The following is an 18,657-nucleotide window of genomic DNA, read 5'->3' on the forward strand; positions in this document are numbered from 1 at the left end:
ACCAATCCCCGACCCGCTTGCGCGTGGCGTGATCGCGCTGACACGGAGCGTCAGGGCGTGTTCGCGTCCGGCCGCGCCCCTCCGGACGCGCCGAGGCCCCCGCCGCGGCGGGGGCCTCGGTGCGCGGACGCCGGTCGTCCGTCAGGCGGCGGCCAGCGAACGCAGCTTGTCGGGGTTGCGGATGACGTACACCGTCCGGATGCGCCCGTCGGCGACGTCGAGCTGGAAGACGGAGTCGGGCTTGTCGCCGGACAGGGCGAGCACCGCGGGGCCGCCGTTGAGCTCCACGAAGCGGAAGGAGAGGTCCGGAACGCTCTTGCGGGCGGCTCCGAGGAGGAAGCGGCCCACGTGGTCGGCGCTCTGGAGGACCCGCAGCGGGGCGCGCGCCTTGCCGCCGCTGTCGCCGACGAGGTGCACGTCCGGGGCGAGCAGCTCCATCAGCGCCTCCAGGTCGCCGCCGCTCGCCGCGGCCAGGAACCGCTCGGTGAGGTCGCGGCGCCGGGCGGGGTCGACCTCGTAGCGCGGGCGCCGCTCCTCGACGTGCTTGCGGGCGCGCCCGGCGAGCTGGCGCACAGCCGGTTCACCGCGGTCGAGCATGGCCGCGATGTCGGCGTACGGGTAGCCGAACGCCTCCCGCAGCACGAAGACCGCGCGCTCCAGCGGCGACAGGGACTCCAGGACGACGAGGACGGCGAGGGAGACGGAGTCGGCGAGCACGGCCTGTTCGGCGGTGTCCGGAGCGGTGTCGCCGAAGTCGGTGAGGTAGGGCTCCGGCAGCCACGGGCCGACGTAGGTCTCGCCGCGCGCCTTGATCTGGCGCAGCCGGTCGATGGCGAGGCGGGTGGTGATGCGCACCAGGAAACCGCGCGGCTCGCGCACACCGGAGCGGTCGCCGCCCGACCAGCGCAGCCACGCGTCCTGGACCACGTCCTCCGCGTCGGCCACCCGGCCCAGCATGCGGTAGGCGACTCCCAGGAGAACGGGACGGTGCTCTTCGAAGACATCGGTCACGGTGTCGGTGGTCACGGCACCATCCCAGCCGACCCGCGCAGCCGTGTCCAGGCGGAACGGTGCGTGCCGGTACGGAGGGCCACCGACCGGTGACGAGCGCGGGGAGGCAAGGGTCTACCCGTGGGTAGCAATTGCTGACAAGCTGTCTACGACGCCGGGCGGCGTCCGATCCCGCGAGTCCCAGACGAGGAGCACCCTCATGTCCGCGACCGTCTCCTTCAAGGTCACCTCCCCCCTCGGCCCGCAGACCGTGACCCTGTCCTACGCGCGCGCGGGCCGCGGCGAACCGCTGCTCCTGCTCCACGGCATCGGTCACCACCGACAGGCCTGGGACCCGGTGACGGACATCCTGGCGACCGAGCGCGAGGTGATCGCCGTGGACCTGCCCGGCTTCGGCGTCTCCCCGTCGCTGCCCGACGGCCTCGCCCACGACCTGCCGACCATGAGCGCCGCGCTCGGCGCCCTGTGCGAGGCGCTGGAGCTGAACCGGCCGCATGTCGCGGGCAACTCGCTCGGCGGTCTGCTGGCCCTGGAGATGGGCCGCGAGAAGCTCGTGCGGTCCGTCACCGCGCTCTCCCCCGCCGGTTTCTGGACCCGGGCCGAGCGGCGGTACGCCTTCGCCGTGCTGCTCGGCATGCGGCGGATCGCCGAACGGATGCCGCTCCCGCTGGTCGAGCGCCTCTCCCGTTCCACGGCCGGCCGGACGGCACTGACCAGCACCATCTACGCCCGCCCGGGGCGCCGTTCGCCCGAGGCCGTGGTCGCCGAGACGCTCGCGCTCGCCGGCGCCACCGGCTTCGCCGAAACCCTCCGCGCGGGCGCCACCGTGCAGTTCACCGACGACGTGCCCGGCGTCCCCGTGACCGTCGCCTGGGGCGCCCGGGACCGGCTGCTCGTCCCCCGGCAGGGCGTCCGCGCCAAGCGGATCATCCCCCGGGCCCGGCTGATCCGGCTGCCCGGCTGCGGCCACGTCCCGATGAACGACGACCCGGCGCTGGTCGCGCGCGTCATCCTCGACGGCAGCCGCCGCTGAAGGCCGTACGGCGGATCCCGCGGGTGGCCGGGGGCGCTCCGGACCCGCCGTCCCCTCTAATGTCCCTGACATGACGTCACCGCACACCGCCTCCGGAGGGGACCCCGCATCCTCCGCCTGGGAGTTGCTCCTGCCCGCCGCCTCCGCACCGGCACGCGCGCGTGGCCGTTCACTGCGGGCGGCGCTGCGCGAGGCGGTGCGGTCGGGCCGGCTGGCGCCGGGGACCCGGCTGCCGTCGAGCCGTGATCTGGCCGCCGACCTCGGAGTGTCCCGCGGGCTGATCACCGAGGCGTACGAGCAGTTGACGGCGGAGGGCTATCTGCGTTCCGGCCGGGGCGCCGGGACGTGGGTGGGGGACGCGGTACGGGCCGCCCGGCCGCACGCGCACGACCTCGCCCCGCGATCCCCGGGCGCCCGCGCCGACTTCGTCCCCGGCACCCCCGACCTGTCGCTGTTCCCGCGCTCCGCCTGGGCCGCGGCGCAGCGGAACGTGCTGGCGGACCTTCCGCACCGGGAGCTGGACTATCCCGATCCGCGCGGCCTGCCCCGGCTGCGCACGGCGCTGGCCGAACTGCTCGCGCGGCGCCGGGGCGTGGTGGCCGATCCCGAGCGGATCGTGGTGGTCTCCGGGGTCGCGCAGGCCATGACGCTGCTGGGATTCGCGCTCCACGCGCGCGGGCTGCGCGCGGTCGGCGTGGAGGACCCCGGCAGCCCGCAGCACGACGCCCTGTACGCCTCGGCCGGGGTCACCGCCGTTCCCGTGCCCGTGGACGGCGAGGGACCGGCCATGGAGCCGCTGCGGGCGTCGGGGGTACGGGCGGTCGTCGCGACGCCGGCGCACCAGTTCCCCACCGGCATCGCGTACTCCGCGCGGCGCCGGGCCGAACTGCTCGACTGGGCGCGGTCCGTGGACGGGATCGTCCTGGAGGACGACTACGACGGCGACTTCCGCTACGACCGCGCACCCGTCGGCGCGCTCCAGGGACTCGACCCCGAGCACGTGGCGTACACCGGCTCGGTCAGCAAGTCCCTCGCCCCGGGGCTGCGGCTCGGCTGGCTGCTGGTGCCGCGGTCGTGGGCCGAGGAGGTGGTGGAGCGCAAGCGGACCATGGACCTCGGTCATCCGGCCCTGGACCAGGCGCTGTTCGCGCGGTTCCTGGAACGCGGCGACTACGACCGCCAGCTGCGCCGCTGCCAGCGCGCCTACCGCGAGCGGCGCGACGCCCTGGTCGCCGCCCTCGGCACGCACTTCCCGGGCGCCGAGGTGTCCGGGATCGCGGCGGGGCTGCACGCCATCGCCTCGCTGCCGAAGCGGTACGGGCCGCAGGAGCGCTTCCTCGCACGCGTGGCGGAGGCCGGTGTGGCGGTGCGCCCGCTCACGGACTACACGCACACCGGTGCGGCACACGACGACGGGGCGGACAAGGCCGTGCGGCTCGTGCTGGGGTACGCGCACGTGCCGCCCGCACGGATCCACGAGGGTGTCCGGCTGATGGCCGAGGCCGTCACCGGCCGAGGGCCGGTGCACGCAGCCTCCCCCGCCCGCACGATCAGTTGTTCACCCGGGGTTCGCGTGCGAGCCGCGTCGCCCGAGTAGGTGTGGCAGCGCACATCGGCCGGATCCCGTCCCTGGAGGCGCATCCATGTCACACCGTCCGTTCCCGGACCGCCGCGCGGTCCTGCGCGGCTCCCTCGCGGCCTCGGCGGCCCTGACCCTGCCCACCGCGCTCGGCGCGGCGCCCGCCTTCGCCCGGTCCGGGCGTCCGCGGGCCGACTGGGGCGTGCAGACGGGCGACGTGACCCGTGACTCCGGGCTGGTGTGGGTGCGTTCCGACCGCCCGGCCCGGATGATCGTCGAGACGTCGGCGACCGAGTCGTTCCGCCGTCCGCGCAGATGGCACGGTCCGCTGCTCGGCGCGGGCACGGACTTCACCGGCACCACCCGGCTGCGGGGACTGCCGCCCGGCGAGCAGATCCACTACCGCGTGCTGCTCGCCGACCCCGACGACCCGCGCCGCACCGGCGAACCGGTCACCGGCACGTTCCGCACGGTGCCGGCGAGGCGGCGCGCCGGTGTGCGGTTCGTGTGGTCGGGCGACCTGGCCGGGCAGGGCTGGGGCATCAACCCCGACTTCGGCGGCTACCGCATCTTCGACGCGATGGCGCGGCTCGACCCGGACTTCTTCCTGTTCAGCGGCGACACCGTCTACGCCGACGGTCCCATCGCCGCCACCGCCACCCTGCCGGACGGCAGCACCTGGCGGAACATCACCACCGAGGAGAAGTCCAAGGTCGCCGAGACCCTCGCCGAGTTCCGGGGCAACTTCCGCTACAACCTGCTCGACGAGAACCTGCGCCGGTTCAACGCCCAGGTGCCGTCCATCGTGCAGTGGGACGACCACGAGGTGCGCAACAACTGGTACCCCGGCCAGCGGATCGCGGACACGGACACCCGGTACACGGAGAAGAGCGTCGATGTGCTGGCGGCCCGGGCGCGGCGCGCGTTCGGCGAGTACTTCCCGATGTCCACGCTGCGGCCGGGTGCCCGGGAGGGGCGGGTGTACCGGGTGCTGCGGCAGGGGCCGCTGCTCGACGTGTTCGTGCTGGACATGCGGACGTACCGCAACCCCAACTCCCCCGGTGACCAGACCGTCGACCCGCAGGGCATCCTCGGGCGCGAGCAACTGGAGTGGCTCAAGCGGGAACTGGCGCGGTCGCGGGCGGTGTGGAAGGTGATCGCCGCCGACATGCCGATCGGCCTCGTCGTGTCCGACACGAGCGAGGGCCGCAAGCACGTCGAGGCGGTGGCCCAGGGCGACCCGGGGGCGCCACTGGGACGGGAGCTGCAGATCGCGGAGCTGCTGCGGTTCATCAAGCACCGGCGGATCACCGGCACGGTGTGGCTGACGGCCGACGTGCACCACACCTCGGCCCAGCACTACCAGCCCTCACGGGCCGCGTTCGGCGACTTCGAGCCGTTCTGGGAGTTCGTCTCCGGTCCGCTGAACGCGGGCGCCTTCCCGGCCAGCGCGCTCGACGGCACCTTCGGTCCGGAGCGGGTGTTCGTGAAGGCGCCCACCGCGTCGAACGTCTCGCCCGCCGGCGGCTACCAGTTCTTCGGTGAGGTGGACATCGACGGCGACAGCGGCGTGCTGACGGTGCGGATGCGGGAGCAGGACGGCACCGTGCTGTTCACGCAGACGCTGCAGCCGGGCCTGGTCGGTCAGTAGCGCAACAAAACAGACATAGGGAGTCTTTACTCGCCAGTCACAGTGCGTTCGTGATCACGAAACACGATTCCTTCACAGTGGCTGCATGAGTCGAGACATGTCTGAAGCGACACGCACCCGGCACGGACGCCCCGCACACCACCGGTGGAACCCGGCCGGACTCGCCGAGCTGTGCACGGCGGCGTTCCACACATGGTGGGCACGGCGCCACGGACACGCGCCGCCGGCACACGATACCGGCGGCGCCCGGCCGCCGTCCGCCGAGGCGGAGGAGGCGACCGGGCCGGCCGCGCCGTCACCCGCCGGCGCGGCCCGGGGCGGCGGCGTGCTGTGGCGGATGCGGACGACGGTGAAGGACGCCCCGGGTTCGCTGGCCGCCCTGTGCACGGCGCTGGCCGGGCTGCGGGTCGACATCCTCAGCCTGCAGACGCACCCGCTGGGCGAGGGCACGGTGGACGAGTTCCTGCTGCGGGTCCCGGCCGATCTGACCGGATCCGATCTCACCGGGGCGGTGTCGCGCGCCGGGGGTGCGGACACCTGGATCGAGCGGGCCGACGCCCACGATCTGGTGGACGCCCCGACCCGGGTGCTGGGACTGGCCGCGCGCACCGCCCAGGACGCGGCGGAACTGCCGCTGGCGCTGCGGCAGCTGCTGGGGCGGTGCACGATCCGTTCGCTTCCCGCCGCACCGGCCGGCGGGCACGGGACGGCGCCGGCCGTGCCGGTGGAGGGGGTCCTGGAGGACACCGTGATGCGGCTGCGCGCCCCGGAGGGCGGAGTGATCACCGTGGAACGGCCGTACCTGCCGTTCACCCCGACCGAGTTCGCCCGGGCCCGGGCACTGGTGGACCTGGACGCCCGGCTCGGCCCGAGGATCCCGCACGGCCGGGACGTGCTCACGCTGCCCGAGGGCAGCGACATCTCCGTACGCCGGGCGGACACCGGCGACCTCCGGGCGGCCCGGGCGATGCACGAGCGGTGCTCGGAGCGGACCCTGCGCATGCGGTACCACGGGCCGGTCGACGACGCGGACCGCTATCTGAACCACCTGCTCGGTCCGCGCTTCGGGCGGACGCTCGCCGCGCAGACGGCCTCCGGACGCATCGTCGGCCTCGGGCATCTGCTGTGGGACGGCGACGAGACCGAGGTGGCGCTGATCGTGGAGGACGCCTGGCAGCGCCGGGGCATCGGCGGCGAACTCCTCGCACGGCTGGTCGCCCTGGCCGCCGACGCCGGCTGCGCCACCGTGTACGCCGTGACGCAGGCGTCCAACACCGGCATGGTCGCCGCGATGCGCGGTCTCGGACTCCCCCTCGACTACCAGATCGAGGAGGGCACCCTGGTCGTCACGGCCCGCCTGGACGCCGAGCCGGCCGCGGGCCGCCTCTCCGAGCTCCGCGGCCGGCGGACGGGGATCGGCCGGCCGTAGTTCCTCGTACGGCGGCACGTCGGTCCGCCCGGCGGGTGCTGCCGGGCGGACCGACGGGTGCGCGAAGCCTCAGCCCTGCGCCAGTGCCTCCGGGCGGGCCGTCGTGCCGGCCCGCTCCCCCAGGGCCCCGTCCAGGTCGGCCCACAGGTCCTCGACGTCCTCCAGGCCGACCGAGAGCCGCAGCAGCCGGTCGCTCACTCCGGCGTTCCTGCGGTCGTCGGCGTCGACGATGCGGTGGCTGATGGACGCCGGGTGCTGGATGAGGGAGTCCACGCTGCCGAGGCTCACCGCCGGGGTGATCAGCCGTACGCCGCCGATCACCCGGTGCGGGTCGCCGTGCACCTCGAAGGAGACCATCGCCCCGCCGATGCGGGGGTAGTGCACCCGGGCCACGCGCGGGTCGGCGGCGAGCCGGCGGGCGAGTTCGGCGGCGCTCGCGGACGCGGCCCGCACCCGCACCGGCAGGGTCGACAGGCCCCGCAGCAGCAGATAGCCGGCCAGCGGGTGCAGCACGCCGCCCGTGGCGAACCGCACCTGACGCAGCCGCCCGGCGAGTTCCTCGTCGCAGGCCACCACGCCCGCCAGCACGTCCCCGTGCCCGCCGAGGTACTTGGTGGCGCTGTGCAGCACCAGCCGCGCCCCGTGCTCGGCCGGGCGCTGGAGGACCGGGGTGGCGAAGGTGTTGTCGACGAGCAGCGGTACGGAGCCGCAGGCGTGGGCGACGGCCCGCAGGTCGATCTCGGCGAGCGTGGGGTTGGCCGGGGACTCGACCAGCACCAGACCGGTGTCCGGGCGCAGCGCGTCGGCGACCCCGGCCGGGTCGGTCCAGGTGACCTCGGAGCCGAGCAGTCCGGCGGTCAGCAGGTGGTCGCTGCATCCGTACAGGGGCCGTACCGCAACGACGTGGCGCAGGCCCGCCGAGCCGCGGACCAGCAGGACGGCGCTGAGCGCGGCCATGCCGCTGGCGAACGCGACCGCCGACTCGGTGCCCTCGAGGCGGGCCAGGGCGGTCTCGAAGCGGGCGACGGTCGGGTTGCCGAGCCGTCCGTAGACCGGCGGGCCGTCCGGCTCGGCGCCGGTGGTGGCGAAGGCGTCGATCCGGTCGGCCTCGCCGCGGCTGTCGTACGAGGGGTAGGTGGTGGACAGGTCGATCGGCGGGGCGTGCAGCCCCTGACCGGCGAGGTCGTCCCGGCCCGCGTGCACGGCCTCGGTGTCGAGTGCCCTCTTGGTGGTGTGCGTGTCCATGCCCAGGTCCATGGACGGAAGGGTGAACACCGAACGGGTCACCGGAGCCGGTCCCCGTGTTACGTTCGGCCCGTGGCCGAATCTGTCGTACTGGATCCGGTGGACCTCCATCTGCTGCGGCTGTTGCAGAACGACGCCCGGACGACGTACCGGGATCTCGCCGCGCAGGTCGGGGTCGCGCCGTCGACCTGCCTGGACCGGGTGACCCGGTTGCGCCGGTCCGGCGTGATCCTCGGGCACCGGCTGAAGCTGGATCCGGCCAAGCTGGGGCGGGGCCTGCAGGCGCTGCTGTCGGTTCAGGTCAGGCCGCACCGGCGGGAGCTGGTGGGACCCTTCGTGGAGCGGATCAGGGCGCTGCCCGAGTCGCTGACCGTGTTCCATCTGACCGGTCCCGACGACTACCTCGTGCACGTCGCGGTCGCGGACATGGCGGATCTGCAGCGGCTGGTGCTCGACGAGTTCACGGCGCGGCGGGAGGTGGCGCGGGTGGAGACCCGGCTGATCTTCCAGCAGTGGGACTGCGGGCCGCTGCTGCCGCCTTCGCCCTCGGCGCAAACCGGGTGACGTGCCGCGGGCCCCGTACCAGGATGGTCCGCATGTCTCAGACCCACAGCGCGCTGCCCCGTCAGGTCGCCGACTCCTACGTCGACGAGCTCATCGCCCTCGACCCGGTCACCGGAACCTTCCTCGGCGTGAAGGAGAGTTCCTCCCGCCTGCCCGATCTCTCGCCCGCCGGCCAGGAGGCGCTCGCCGAGCTCCAGCGGGCCACGCTCGCGCGACTCGACGAGGCCGAGCGCCTCCCCGGCGCGGACAGCGGCATCGAGCGCCGCTGCGCCCGCCTGCTGCGCGAGCGGCTCACCGCGGAGCTGGCCGTGCACGAGGCCGGCGAGGGGCTGCGTTCGGTCGGCAACCTGGGCACGGTCGCGCACTCGGTGCGCGAGGTGTTCACGGTGACGCCGACGCAGACGGAGGAGGACTGGTCGCAGGTCACCGAGCGGCTGCGCGCGGTGCCGGCCGCGCTGGCCGGCTACCGGGAGTCCCTCGCGCTCGGCCTGGAGCGCAAGCTGTACGCGGCTCCGCGCCCGACGGCCACGTTCGTCGAGCAGCTCACCGAGTGGGCGGACACCGGCGAGGGCCGCGGCTGGTTCGAGGACTTCGCCTCGGCCGGTCCGGACGCGCTGCGCGCGGACCTGGACGAGGCGGCTCGCGCGGCCACCGCCGCCGTCGTGGAACTGCGGGACTGGATGCGCGACGTGTACGCGCCGGCGATCGAGGGCGCGCCGAACACCGTGGGCCGGGAGCGCTACGCCCGCTGGGCCCGCTACTTCAACGGCACCGATCTGGACCTGGACGAGGCGTACGCGTACGGCTGGTCCGAGTACCACCGGCTGCTCGGCGAGATGAGGAAGGAGGCCGAGAAGATCCTGCCGGGCGCCGAGACCCCGTGGGTGGCGCTGGCGCACCTCGACGAGCACGGCCGGCACATCGAGGGCGTCGACGAGGTCCGCGACTGGCTCCAGGGCGTGATGGACCGGGCGATCGAGTCCCTGGACGGCACCCACTTCGACCTCGCCGAGCGGGTACGGAGGGTGGAGTCGCGGATCGCCCCGCCGGGCAGCGCGGCGGCGCCGTACTACACGCCTCCGTCGGAGGACTTCTCCCGGCCGGGCTGCACCTGGCTGCCCACGATGGGCCTGACCCGCTTCCCGGTCTACGACCTGGTCTCCACCTGGTACCACGAGGGCGTCCCCGGACACCACCTCCAGCTGGCGCAGTGGGTGCACGTGGCCGAGGACCTCTCCCGCTACCAGGCCTCCGTGGGCATGGTCAGCGCCAACGCCGAGGGCTGGGCACTGTACGCGGAGCGGCTGATGGACGAACTCGGCTTCCTCGCGGACGCCGAGGAGCGGCTGGGCTACCTGGACGCGCAGATGATGCGGGCGGCCCGGGTCATCGTCGACATCGGCATGCACCTGGAGCTCGAGATCCCGGCGGACTCGCCGTTCCGTCCGGGCGAGCGCTGGACGCCGGAGCTGGCGCAGGAGTTCTTCGGGGCGCACAGCAGCCGCCCGGCGGACTTCGTGGAGAGCGAACTGACCCGTTATCTGACGATTCCGGGTCAGGCGATCGGCTACAAGCTCGGCGAGCGGGCGTGGCTGCTGGGCCGGGAGAACGCCCGCAAGCGGCACGGCGACGCCTTCGACCTCAAGGCCTGGCACATGGCGGCCCTGTCCCAGGGTTCGCTGGGCCTGGACGACCTGGTGGACGAGCTGTCGGCGCTGTGATCCGGCCGTGGGGCCGGGGCGGCGCCGTCAGCGCCGGAAACCGCCCTCCGAGTCGATGACCTGACCGGTGATCCAGTCCGCCTCGTCCGTGGCCAGCCACGCGATGAGGCGGGCGGGGTCGTCGGGCATGCCCCAGCGCCCGGCGGGGAAGCGCGCGGCGACGGCCTCGTAGGCGTCGCCGGTGAGGTAGTCCGTGTCGACCGGGCCGGGGTTGACGGTGTTCACCGTGACCGCGTGCTCGGCGAGCGTGGTCGCCAGGGAGCGGGTGATGGAGGCGAGCGCGCCCTTCTGGAGGGCGTAGGCGATCTCGCCCGGCATGCCGCCGGCGATGTCCTGCCCGGAGGTCATCATCACCACGCGCCCGCCCGGGGTGCGCGGAGGCAGAGCGGCGCGGTGGCGGGCGTGGGCCTGGACGAGCAGCAGCACCGAGCGGGTGTCGACCGCCCAGTGGGCGTCCAGCATCCCCGTGTCGATCGTGTCGAGGGTGCCGTCGGAGCCGCTGAGGGCATGGTTGGCGACGAGGATGTCGAGCCGTCCGCCGAGCGCCGCGGCGGCCCGGGCGTGCAGTTCGGCGGGGACGTCCGGATCGGCGAGGTCGCCCGGCCCGGCGACCACCCGTGCGCCGGGGTCGCCCTGGGCCTCCCGCACGGAGGCGGTCACCTCCTCGATCCGGTCGGCGCCCCAGGGCATGGCGGCGTCGTGCGGCACGTGGTGGTGCAGGTAGACGCTCGCGCCGTGGGCGGCGAGGCGCCGGGCCACGGCGTGTCCGATGCCGCCGCGTCTGCTGGCCCCGGTGACCAGCGCGGTCCGGCCGCGCAGGGGCAGGGGGTCACGGCGGAGTGCTTCGGGGGCGGGATGCGGGAGTCTGGGCATGGTCGCCCATGATGGAGGACGCGGTGGACCGGCGCACCCCGTTTTCCGCCGCGGTCCCCTCGTGTGTCCGTGCCGCGGCCGGGCGGACCGCGCAACGGCCGGGGCGAGCGTGCGTCGCACGTGGCCGGCGCTTGTGCGGCACAACCCACCGGGTCGGCCGCGTGTTTGAACCCGGGGGTTCAGCAGCCGCAGTCCCCGGCGTCCACCGGTGCCGTCAGGGGGTCGGGGGCACGGCGCCCGCGGCCCCGCGAGGTCTCGAACGCGAAGCCCTCGCGCACCCAGTACTCGAAGCCGCCGAGCATCTCCTTGACCCGGTGGCCGAGTTCGGCGAGGGCGAGCGCGGCGCGGGTGGCGCCGTCGCAGCCGGGGCCCCAGCAGTACGTCACGACCGGCACCGACGGGTCCAGGAGTTCCGCGGCCCGCTCGGGGACGAGCGCGGTGGGCAGGTGGACCGCGCCCGGGACACGGCCCCGGTCCCAGGCCTCGGTGGAGCGGGAGTCCACCAGGACGAACCCGGGATCTCCGCCGGCCGCGAGGGCGGCGGCCACGTCGGAGACGTCGGTGTGGAACGCGAGGCTCGCACGGAAGTGGGCGGCGGCCACGGCCGGGGCGGCGGGGGCGACGCGCAGCACGGGGTTCACGGTGGTGGCAGGGGTCATGGCGGTAGAGGTCATGACAGAGAAACTACGGCCGCGAAACCCCGGGCAGAAGGGACATTCCCCGGCCTCGGTCTTGATCGGGCGTGGATCCCCTGCTATCCCTCGGGAATGACCGCGTATTCCCCGGACGCCACCGACTGGCGCATTCTCGACGTCCTCCAGCGGGAGGGGCGGGCCAGTTTCGCCGAGCTGGCCCGTGCCGTCTCCATGTCCGCGAGCGCGGTCACCGAGCGGGTGCGGCGCATGGAGGAGGCCGGGGTCATCCAGGGGTACGCGGCGGTGGTGGACCCGGAGCGGATCGGCCTGCCGGTCCTGGCCTTCGTCCGGCTGCGCTATCCGACCGGCAACTACAAGCCGTTCCACGACCTCGTCGCCGCGACGCCCGAGATCCTGGAGGCGCACCACGTCACGGGTGACGACTGCTTCGTCATCAAGGTCGCCGCCCGTTCGATGCGGCATCTGGAGGAGGTGTCGGGCCGGATCGGCGCGCTGGGGTCGGTGACCACCAGCGTCGTCTACTCCTCGCCGCTGCCGCGCCGCGCGCTGGGGCGCTGACGCCGCGGACGCGCACGGCCTCCGTCCGGAGTCAGCGGACCCCGCGCTGCCGCAGCGCCGACCCCGAGCGGCCCTTCACGACCTCCAGCTGGGCGTGGATCCGCCGCCGCAGATCGGCGACGTGGCTGACGATGCCCACGCTGCGGTCGCGTTCGCGCAGCGAGTCCAGGACGTCCAGGACCTCGTCGAGGGTCTGGTCGTCGAGGCTGCCGAAGCCCTCGTCGATGAAGAGGGTGTCCAGCCGGACCCCGCCCGCCTCGTCGGTGACGACGTCGGCGAGGCCGAGGGCGAGGGCGAGCGAGGCGAAGAACGTCTCGCCGCCCGAGAGGGTCGCCGTGTCGCGCTCCCGGCCGGTCCAGGCGTCCACGACGTGCAGGCCGAGTCCGCTGCGGCCGCGTCCGGTGCGGTCGTCGGAGTGGACGAGGGTGTAGCGGCCGGACGACATGCGGTGCAGGCGTACCGTCGCGGCGGCGGCGACCTGCTCCAGGCGTGCCGCCAGGACGTACGACTCCAGGCGCATCCTGCGCTCGTTGTCGGCCGAGGTGCCCGCGGCGAGGCCGGCCATGCGGGCCACGCGGTCGTACTCCTCGCGCAGCGGCCCCAGCCGGCGCACCGAGGCGGTGGCCCGTGCGGAGAGCCGGTCGAGCTCGGTGCAGCGGCGGGCGGCCGCGTCGCGCGCGGAGGCCGCCTCGCGCACCCGGCGGGCCGCGTCCTCGGCGGTCCGCTGCGCGGAGGCGGGATCGGCGGGCGGCCGCTGTGCGGCGGCCGCGGTCTCCGGTTCGGCGAGGACGGCACGGACGGCGGCCTCCTCGTGCCGCCAGGCGTCCAGGCGCCGCTGCAGTTCGCGGTGGGCGGTGTCGTCGAGGAGGGCGTCGGCCGCGGCCTGCGGGGTGTCGAAGCCCGCGCGGAAGGCGGCGTCGGCGAGCCGGGCGTCGGCGTCCTTGAGCCGCTGGGCCGCGTCCTCGGCGGCTCGGGCGGCGTCGGCGGCGTCCGTGAGCCGGGTGACGCTCCGCTCCAGCTGCTCGGCGCGCGCGGCCACGCTGGTCGCGGCCCCCCGTGCCTGGGCCAGTTCCTCCTCCAGGGCGGCCTTCTCACGGTCCAGCCGGTCGCGGTGGCCCACCCGGGAGGCGGCCCGGACCGCCGCCTCCCGCTGGGCGACGACCCGCAGCTCGTGCTCGTGCTCCGCCCGGCGCATCTCTTCCCGGGCGGAGTGCAGGTCCGAGGCGGCGGCCCGGGCCTCGGCGTACTGGCCCTCCAACTCCTGCGCCGCGAGGGCGAGTTCTTCGGTGGGCGTGTCACCGGCCTCCGCGCCGGCGGCGGCCAGCGCCTCGCGTACGGCGCCGAGGCGCCGCTCGGCCTCGGCGCGCTGTTCCTCTGCGCGCTGGTAGCCGGCCAGGGCGCGCTCCTCCGCCTCGCGGCCGACGTGTCCGTCGACCTTGCGGGCGGGGGCGGGGTGTTCGGTGGCGCCGCAGACCGCGCAGGGCGCACCGTCGGCGAGGCCCGCGGCCAGTTCGGCGGCGATGCCGCTCAGGCGCTGTTCCTTGAGGTCGAGCCAGTGCTGCTTGGCCTTCAGAGCCTGTTCCCGGGCGGCGCGGACCTGTTCGGCGGCCCTCTCCACGTCCTCGGCCAGCCGGTCGCGCGTCCGTGCCGCGTTCAGCCGCCTCTGCGCGGGGTCGCGTCGTACGGCGAGTTCACCGGCCCTGGTCTCGGCCTGCTGCGCGGCCTCGATGCGGGCCTGGAGACCGGCCCTGGTTTCCTCCCAGCCCGCGAGCCAGCTCTCCGCGTCGTGCAGCACCTCCTCGTCGGCGCGCTCCTGACGCTCCAGCCCGGCCCGCTCCTCGAGGAGTTCCGCCAGCCTCCGCTCGGCCCGGCGGGCCGACTCCAGCCCGCCCAGTTCCTCGGCGGCGCGGCGGGCGGCGGCCGCGAGCCCGGCCGCTCCCTCGTCCGCGAAGGACGCCGGGAGCAGGGCACGCGCGTGTGCCTCGGCGGCGGCCGCCCGGCGGTGCTCCGCGTCGGCGGCGTCCCGCAGTTCCAGGGCGGGGGCGACCGCCTCGGCCTTGCGGGCCCGCTCCATGCGCGCCTGTGCCTCCCGGTGGTCTCCGGCCCGTTCCCAAAGCCGCGCCGCCCGCTCCCGCGCCTCGGCGAACCGCCGCTGCAGGCGGTCCCGTTCGCGTACGTCGTCCAGGACCCGGTCGGCGGCGGCCTGGGCGGACTCGGCGGCGGCGAGGCGGCAGTGGGCGACGGCGAGCTGTTCGCGCGCGGTGCTGCGGGCCACGGCGGCCGCGCTCAGCACCGCCTCGGCCAGCCCCGGTTCGCCCGGCGCCAGTTCGGGCAGCTCCAGGACGCCGCCCGCCGCCTGCTGCATGCGGTGCGCGTCGGCCAGCAGGGCCGCGTCGCCGTCCCGTACCCGGGCCTCGGCGGCACGTCGGCGTTCGGCGAGGCGCTTCTCCACGTCGGCGAAGCGGCGGGTGTCGAAGAGGCGCCCCAGCAGCTTGCCGCGCGCCTCGGCGTCGGCGCGCAGGAAGCGCGCGAAGTCGCCCTGGGGCAGCAGCACGACCTGGCAGAACTGCTCCCGGCTCATGCCGAGGAGCTGGGTGATCTCCTCGCCGATCTCCTGGTGTGAACGGCTGAGGTCCTTCCAGGTGCCCGAGGCCGCGTCGCGCTCGCGCAGCCAGGTCTGGGCCTTGTCCAGCGTGGTGCCCGTGCCGCGCTTCTTCGGGCGCTCCCAGGGCGGTTGCCGGGTGATCTCCAACCGGCGTCCGGCGACGGTGAGTTCGAGGGTGACCGAGGTACGGGTTCCCGGTGCGGCGTGGTCGCTGCGCAGGGTCGTGCCCTGGCCGCTCTGCCGGGCCCCGGGGACGGAGCCGTACAGGGCGTAGCAGACGGCGTCCAGCACCGAGGTCTTCCCGGCGCCGGTGGGGCCGTGCAGCAGGAAGAGCCCGGCGGCGGACAGTTCGTCGAAGTCGACGGTCTGGGAGTCCCCGAAGGGCCCGAAGGCGGTGATGTCCAGCCGGTGCAGCCTCACCGGGCCACCTCCCGTACCGCCTCGTCCGCGCGGACCGCGTCGAAGGCGTCCCGCAGGACGGCGCGTTCGTGCTCGTCGGGGCCGGCGCCGCGCACATGGGCCACGAAGTCCTCGGCGATCTGCTGGTCGCCGCGGCCGGCGAGGCGGCGGGCGTAGGACACCCCGGGGTCGTCCGCCGGCCGGTCCGGGGCGAAGACGAGGCTGAGGGTGTGCGGGAAGCGCTCGGTCAGCCGGGCCATGGGGTCGGCCGGGCGGACCGGGTCGGTGAGCGTCGCCTCGACCCACGCCTCCTCGTGCCGCGCCAGTGCGGGATCGGCGAGCAGTTCCTCCAGGGTGCCGCGGATCCGGGCCAGGGCGCGCGGCACCGGGCAGTCGACGCGCTCCGCGGTGACGGCCCCGTCGGCGTCCAGGTCGATCAGCCACATGCTCTTGCGGTGGTCGGCCTCCGAGAAGGAGTACGGCAGCGGGGAGCCGGAGTAGCGCACCCGCTCGGTGAGGGTCTGGCAGCCGTGCAGGTGCCCGAGCGCCACGTAGTCGACGCCGTCGAACACCCCGGCGGGCACGGCGGCCACTCCCCCGACGGTGATGTCCCGCTCGCTGTCGCTGGGCCGGCCGCCGGTGACGAAGGCGTGTGCGAGGACGACGGAACGGGTGCCGCGCGCGCGTGCGGCGAGGTCGGCGCGGACCCGGTCCATGGCGGCGGCGAGCACCGTCTCGTGGCCGGCCTTCTCCACGCCGAACTCGTCCTTCACCAGAGCGGGTTCGAGGTACGGCAGCCCGTAGAAGGCGACATCGCCGTGGGGGTCGGACAGCACCACGGGCGTGCCGCACGCGGACGGTTCGGTGCGCAGATGGATGCCCGCGCGCCCGATGAGCCCGGCGCCGACGCCGAGACGGCGGGCCGAGTCGTGGTTGCCGGAGATCATCACCGTCGGCACGCCGAGACCGGCGAGGCGGTGCAGGGCGTCGTCGAACAGCTCGACCGCGGCGAGCGGCGGCACCGCGCGGTCGTACACGTCTCCCGACACGACCACCGCGTCCACGTCGCGCTCCCGCACGGTGGTGACGAGGTGGTCGACGAACGCGGCCTGGGCACCGAGCATGTTGACCCGGTGGAACGCCCGGCCGAGATGCCAGTCGGAAGTGTGCAGCAGTCTCATGATTCCCGCAGGGTATCCGCCGGGCCCGACGGCACGGGCGGTTACTCCCGTATCGCTCCGTCACGGCCCGGCCCGGTCGTGCCCGGCACGCGCCCGGAGGCGGGCGCGTACGGCCGGTGCCCGTCACGCGTCCCCGTACGCCTCTCCGCCGAGCTCGAACCCGGCCGTGCCCGCGGTCGCGTCGGCGAGCCAGGCGCGGAAGGCGGCCACGTCGGCGTCCGGGAGGCCGATCTCGATCGTGACCTCCTCGCCGTAGTGCACGCCCCGCACCTCGCGGCCGGTGGCGCGCAGGTCGTTCTGGACCTTGCCGGCCCGCTGGTGGTCGACGGTCACCGTGGCCAGCCGGAAGCGGCGCCGGGTGATCGTGCCGAGGGTGTCCAGGGCCTCGCCGACGGCGCCGCCGTACGCGCGGATGAGGCCGCCGGCGCCGAGCTTGACGCCGCCGTAGTAGCGGGTGACGACGGCGACGACGTACCGCATGTCGCGGCGGAGCAGCATCTGGAGCATGGGGACGCCCGCGGTGCCGCCGGGCTCGCCGTCGTCGCTGGCCTTCTGGGTCGAGGCGTCGGCACCGATGACGTACGCCCAGCAGTTGTGGGTGGCGTCGGCGTGCTCCTTGCGCACGGCGGCGACGAAGTCCTGCGCCTCCTGCTCGGTGGCCGCCGGAGCGAGGGCGCACAGGAAGCGGGAGCGGTTGATCTCGATCTCGTGCACACCCGCGCGCGCGACGGTGCGGTACTCGTCCTGCATCCGGCCAGCCTATGCGCCGCCGCGCGGGCCGGCCGCCCCGGTCAGCGCTTCCCGCCCCGGGGCACGGTCACCGACGTCAGCAGCGCGGTGCCGGGGGCGAGGTCCCGCCAGTCGGCGCCGCGCCAGGACAGGACGGCGACGGCACAGGTCGGGAACTTCTCGCGGACGCGGTCCAGGGTGTCGTCCAGGCCGTCGCCGGCCAGCGTCAGGACCAGGTCCTCCAGGCCGGGGTTGTGGCCGACCAGCAGCAGCGTCTCGACGTCGGCCGGCGTCTCGTGCACCACGGCCAGCAGTTCGGGGACGCCGGCGGCGTACAGCCGCGGGTCGTACCGGACCGGCGGGGGCGTGCCCCACTGCGCGGCGGCCAGTTCCCAGGTCCGGCGGGCCCGTACGGCGGTGGAGCACAGCGCGAGGCCCGGCAGGCAGTCGGCCTCGGCGAGCGCGCGTCCGGCGGCGGGGGCGTCCCTGCGGCCGCGCGGCGCGAGGGGGCGCTCGTGGTCGGTGACGCCCCCCGGTCGGGCGGACTTGGCGTGGCGCAGGACGACCAGGCGGCGCAGCGGTCCCGCCCCGGCGCGCTCGATCATGCCGGGGAGCCCAGGTCGCGGGTGAGGTCGAGGCCGAGCAGCCGGTCCGCGTAGGCGTACGTCTCGAAGCGGGCGCCGTCCGCCAGGTCCGGGACGGTCTCCACCGCGCGCAGGACGCGGAGCACACCGGTCGCGTCGAGGTCGTCCTCCCAGGCGGTCCGCAGGTCCGCGCGCACCTGGTCGGGGATGGGGCGTGAGGGCCTGTGCGCCCAGGCGGCGACCGCGCGGCGCCAGTGGGCGAGGGTGTCGCCGGCGTCGTCCAGGGTGGCCGTGCCGACCCGCAGGGGTGTGCTTCTGGGACGCGCGAGCAGGGCGAGGCGCAGCACGGCGGGGTCGGCTTCGCCGGGGGGGCCGGACGCCTCCCAGTGGACGGGGGCCACGGCGATGCGCACTCCGTCGGGTGCCGCGCCGCCCTCGCTCACCACGTGCAGGACCTGTGCCTCGCCCAGGCCGGTGCCCGCGTCCCGGCCGTCCTCGAAGGGCCGGACGCCGAGTGCCGCGCCCGCCGCGCGCAGTTCCGCCTGCTGCCGTTCGCCGGTGAGCAGCGCCCACACCGGGGTGCCGCCGAGCTCCAGGGCGCGCACGAGCAGGTCGGCGACGAGCAGCACGCGCAGGTTCGTCGGGTCGAGCCCGCGCGTGTGGGCCTGGACGCGGGTCAGGCCCCGCCGGGCGGGGGCGGCGTCCACGAGTTCGCCGGTTCGGGCGTCGATGATGCGCAGCACGAGGCGAGCGTAGGCGCGCGAGCGGTCGTACGCAGGCATCTCGCCCGCTTTTCGGGCCGCCGTGGCGGATCCGGGCCGGACGTACGGCCGCCGCCG

At 75.0% G+C, this 18,657-nt stretch carries 16 protein-coding genes; 7 read left to right on the top strand and 9 right to left on the bottom strand.

What is annotated here, in order from left to right; genetic code table 11:
• Positions 1-141 precede the first annotated feature (141 nt).
• Positions 142-1,026, bottom strand: a complete 885-nt coding sequence (locus RIM90_RS05085) for an RNA polymerase sigma-70 factor (protein WP_309059332.1) — start codon at positions 1,024-1,026, stop codon at positions 142-144.
• A gap of 184 nt (positions 1,027-1,210) precedes the next feature.
• Here RIM90_RS05085 and RIM90_RS05090 point away from each other — a divergent pair, with 184 nt between their 5' ends.
• The 4 genes from RIM90_RS05090 to RIM90_RS05105 all read left to right on the top strand — a co-directional run bounded on the left by RIM90_RS05090 (position 1,211) and on the right by RIM90_RS05105 (position 6,703).
• On the top strand, positions 1,211-2,044 hold the full coding sequence (locus RIM90_RS05090) for an alpha/beta fold hydrolase (RefSeq protein WP_309059333.1): 834 nt from the start codon (positions 1,211-1,213) through the stop codon (positions 2,042-2,044).
• Between the two features lie 70 nt (positions 2,045-2,114).
• Positions 2,115-3,641, top strand: coding sequence for a PLP-dependent aminotransferase family protein (locus RIM90_RS05095; RefSeq protein WP_309059334.1), 1,527 nt, complete (start codon positions 2,115-2,117; stop codon positions 3,639-3,641).
• Between the two features lie 46 nt (positions 3,642-3,687).
• A complete protein-coding gene (locus tag RIM90_RS05100) occupies positions 3,688-5,274 on the top strand; it encodes an alkaline phosphatase D family protein (RefSeq protein ID WP_309059335.1) in 1,587 nt (528 codons plus the stop codon).
• A gap of 85 nt (positions 5,275-5,359) precedes the next feature.
• Positions 5,360-6,703 (top strand): GNAT family N-acetyltransferase, encoded by a 1,344-nt coding sequence (locus RIM90_RS05105; protein ID WP_375165400.1) that lies wholly within the window; start codon positions 5,360-5,362, stop codon positions 6,701-6,703.
• A gap of 69 nt (positions 6,704-6,772) precedes the next feature.
• Here the strand turns inward: RIM90_RS05105 and RIM90_RS05110 are convergent, their stop codons facing one another.
• A complete protein-coding gene (locus RIM90_RS05110; RefSeq protein ID WP_309059363.1) occupies positions 6,773-7,960 on the bottom strand; it encodes a PLP-dependent transferase in 1,188 nt (395 codons plus the stop codon).
• A 60-nt stretch (positions 7,961-8,020) separates the two neighbouring features.
• Here RIM90_RS05110 and RIM90_RS05115 point away from each other — a divergent pair, with 60 nt between their 5' ends.
• Both RIM90_RS05115 and RIM90_RS05120 read left to right on the top strand, forming a co-directional pair.
• A complete protein-coding gene (locus tag RIM90_RS05115) occupies positions 8,021-8,512 on the top strand; it encodes an Lrp/AsnC family transcriptional regulator (protein WP_309059337.1) in 492 nt (163 codons plus the stop codon).
• 32 nt (positions 8,513-8,544) lie between these two features.
• Complete coding sequence (locus tag RIM90_RS05120) at positions 8,545-10,233, top strand: DUF885 domain-containing protein (protein ID WP_309059338.1); 1,689 nt, start codon at positions 8,545-8,547, stop codon at positions 10,231-10,233.
• 27 nt (positions 10,234-10,260) lie between these two features.
• On the opposite strand, the gene RIM90_RS05125 is transcribed toward RIM90_RS05120, so the two are convergent.
• Entirely contained in the window at positions 10,261-11,106 is an 846-nt protein-coding gene (locus RIM90_RS05125; RefSeq protein ID WP_309059339.1) for an SDR family oxidoreductase, read from the bottom strand.
• Positions 11,107-11,285: 179 nt separating this feature from the next.
• The gene (locus RIM90_RS05130) at positions 11,286-11,780 is read right to left on the bottom strand and encodes a rhodanese-like domain-containing protein (protein WP_309059340.1); all 495 of its coding nucleotides are present in this window, start codon (positions 11,778-11,780) and stop codon (positions 11,286-11,288) included.
• A 93-nt stretch (positions 11,781-11,873) separates the two neighbouring features.
• Between RIM90_RS05130 and RIM90_RS05135 the strand changes: the two genes are divergently transcribed.
• Entirely contained in the window at positions 11,874-12,320 is a 447-nt protein-coding gene (locus RIM90_RS05135) for an Lrp/AsnC family transcriptional regulator (RefSeq protein WP_309059341.1), read from the top strand.
• Positions 12,321-12,351: 31 nt separating this feature from the next.
• Here RIM90_RS05135 and RIM90_RS05140 read toward each other — a convergent pair whose 3' ends face one another.
• The 5 genes from RIM90_RS05140 to RIM90_RS05160 all read right to left on the bottom strand — a co-directional run bounded on the left by RIM90_RS05140 (position 12,352) and on the right by RIM90_RS05160 (position 18,600).
• Positions 12,352-15,345, bottom strand: a complete 2,994-nt coding sequence (locus tag RIM90_RS05140) for an SMC family ATPase (protein WP_309059342.1) — start codon at positions 15,343-15,345, stop codon at positions 12,352-12,354.
• Positions 15,342-16,505, bottom strand: coding sequence for an exonuclease SbcCD subunit D (locus RIM90_RS05145; protein ID WP_309059343.1), 1,164 nt, complete (start codon positions 16,503-16,505; stop codon positions 15,342-15,344). Before RIM90_RS05145 ends, RIM90_RS05140 begins: the two co-directional genes overlap by 4 nt.
• Positions 16,506-16,628: 123 nt before the next feature.
• Positions 16,629-17,255, bottom strand: coding sequence for a YigZ family protein (locus tag RIM90_RS05150; RefSeq protein WP_309059344.1), 627 nt, complete (start codon positions 17,253-17,255; stop codon positions 16,629-16,631).
• A gap of 41 nt (positions 17,256-17,296) precedes the next feature.
• Positions 17,297-17,839, bottom strand: a complete 543-nt coding sequence (locus RIM90_RS05155) for a histidine phosphatase family protein (RefSeq protein ID WP_309059345.1) — start codon at positions 17,837-17,839, stop codon at positions 17,297-17,299.
• Positions 17,836-18,600, bottom strand: coding sequence for a hypothetical protein (locus tag RIM90_RS05160; protein ID WP_309059346.1), 765 nt, complete (start codon positions 18,598-18,600; stop codon positions 17,836-17,838). Before RIM90_RS05160 ends, RIM90_RS05155 begins: the two co-directional genes overlap by 4 nt.
• Positions 18,601-18,657 lie beyond the last annotated feature (57 nt).

The organism is Streptomyces sp., from assembly GCF_031181555.1.
Taxonomy (GTDB): Bacteria; Actinomycetota; Actinomycetes; order Streptomycetales; family Streptomycetaceae; genus Streptomyces; species Streptomyces fimbriatus.

What these genes read in the sequence shown, in the direction of transcription:
- RIM90_RS05090 (WP_309059333.1), top strand. Translation starts at nt 1,211, where the DNA reads ATGTCCGCGACCGTCTCCTTCAAGGTCACCTCCCCCCTCGGCCCGCAG.
- RIM90_RS05095 (WP_309059334.1), top strand. Translation starts at nt 2,115, where the DNA reads ATGACGTCACCGCACACCGCCTCCGGAGGGGACCCCGCATCCTCCGCC.
- RIM90_RS05100 (WP_309059335.1), top strand. Translation starts at nt 3,688, where the DNA reads ATGTCACACCGTCCGTTCCCGGACCGCCGCGCGGTCCTGCGCGGCTCC.
- RIM90_RS05105 (WP_375165400.1), top strand. Translation starts at nt 5,360, where the DNA reads ATGAGTCGAGACATGTCTGAAGCGACACGCACCCGGCACGGACGCCCC.
- RIM90_RS05110 (WP_309059363.1), bottom strand. Translation starts at nt 7,960, where the DNA reads ATGGACCTGGGCATGGACACGCACACCACCAAGAGGGCACTCGACACC.
- RIM90_RS05120 (WP_309059338.1), top strand. Translation starts at nt 8,545, where the DNA reads ATGTCTCAGACCCACAGCGCGCTGCCCCGTCAGGTCGCCGACTCCTAC.
- RIM90_RS05125 (WP_309059339.1), bottom strand. Translation starts at nt 11,106, where the DNA reads ATGCCCAGACTCCCGCATCCCGCCCCCGAAGCACTCCGCCGTGACCCC.
- RIM90_RS05130 (WP_309059340.1), bottom strand. Translation starts at nt 11,780, where the DNA reads ATGACCTCTACCGCCATGACCCCTGCCACCACCGTGAACCCCGTGCTG.
- RIM90_RS05135 (WP_309059341.1), top strand. Translation starts at nt 11,874, where the DNA reads ATGACCGCGTATTCCCCGGACGCCACCGACTGGCGCATTCTCGACGTC.
- RIM90_RS05145 (WP_309059343.1), bottom strand. Translation starts at nt 16,505, where the DNA reads ATGAGACTGCTGCACACTTCCGACTGGCATCTCGGCCGGGCGTTCCAC.
- RIM90_RS05150 (WP_309059344.1), bottom strand. Translation starts at nt 17,255, where the DNA reads ATGCAGGACGAGTACCGCACCGTCGCGCGCGCGGGTGTGCACGAGATC.
- RIM90_RS05155 (WP_309059345.1), bottom strand. Translation starts at nt 17,839, where the DNA reads ATGATCGAGCGCGCCGGGGCGGGACCGCTGCGCCGCCTGGTCGTCCTG.
- RIM90_RS05160 (WP_309059346.1), bottom strand. Translation starts at nt 18,600, where the DNA reads ATGCCTGCGTACGACCGCTCGCGCGCCTACGCTCGCCTCGTGCTGCGC.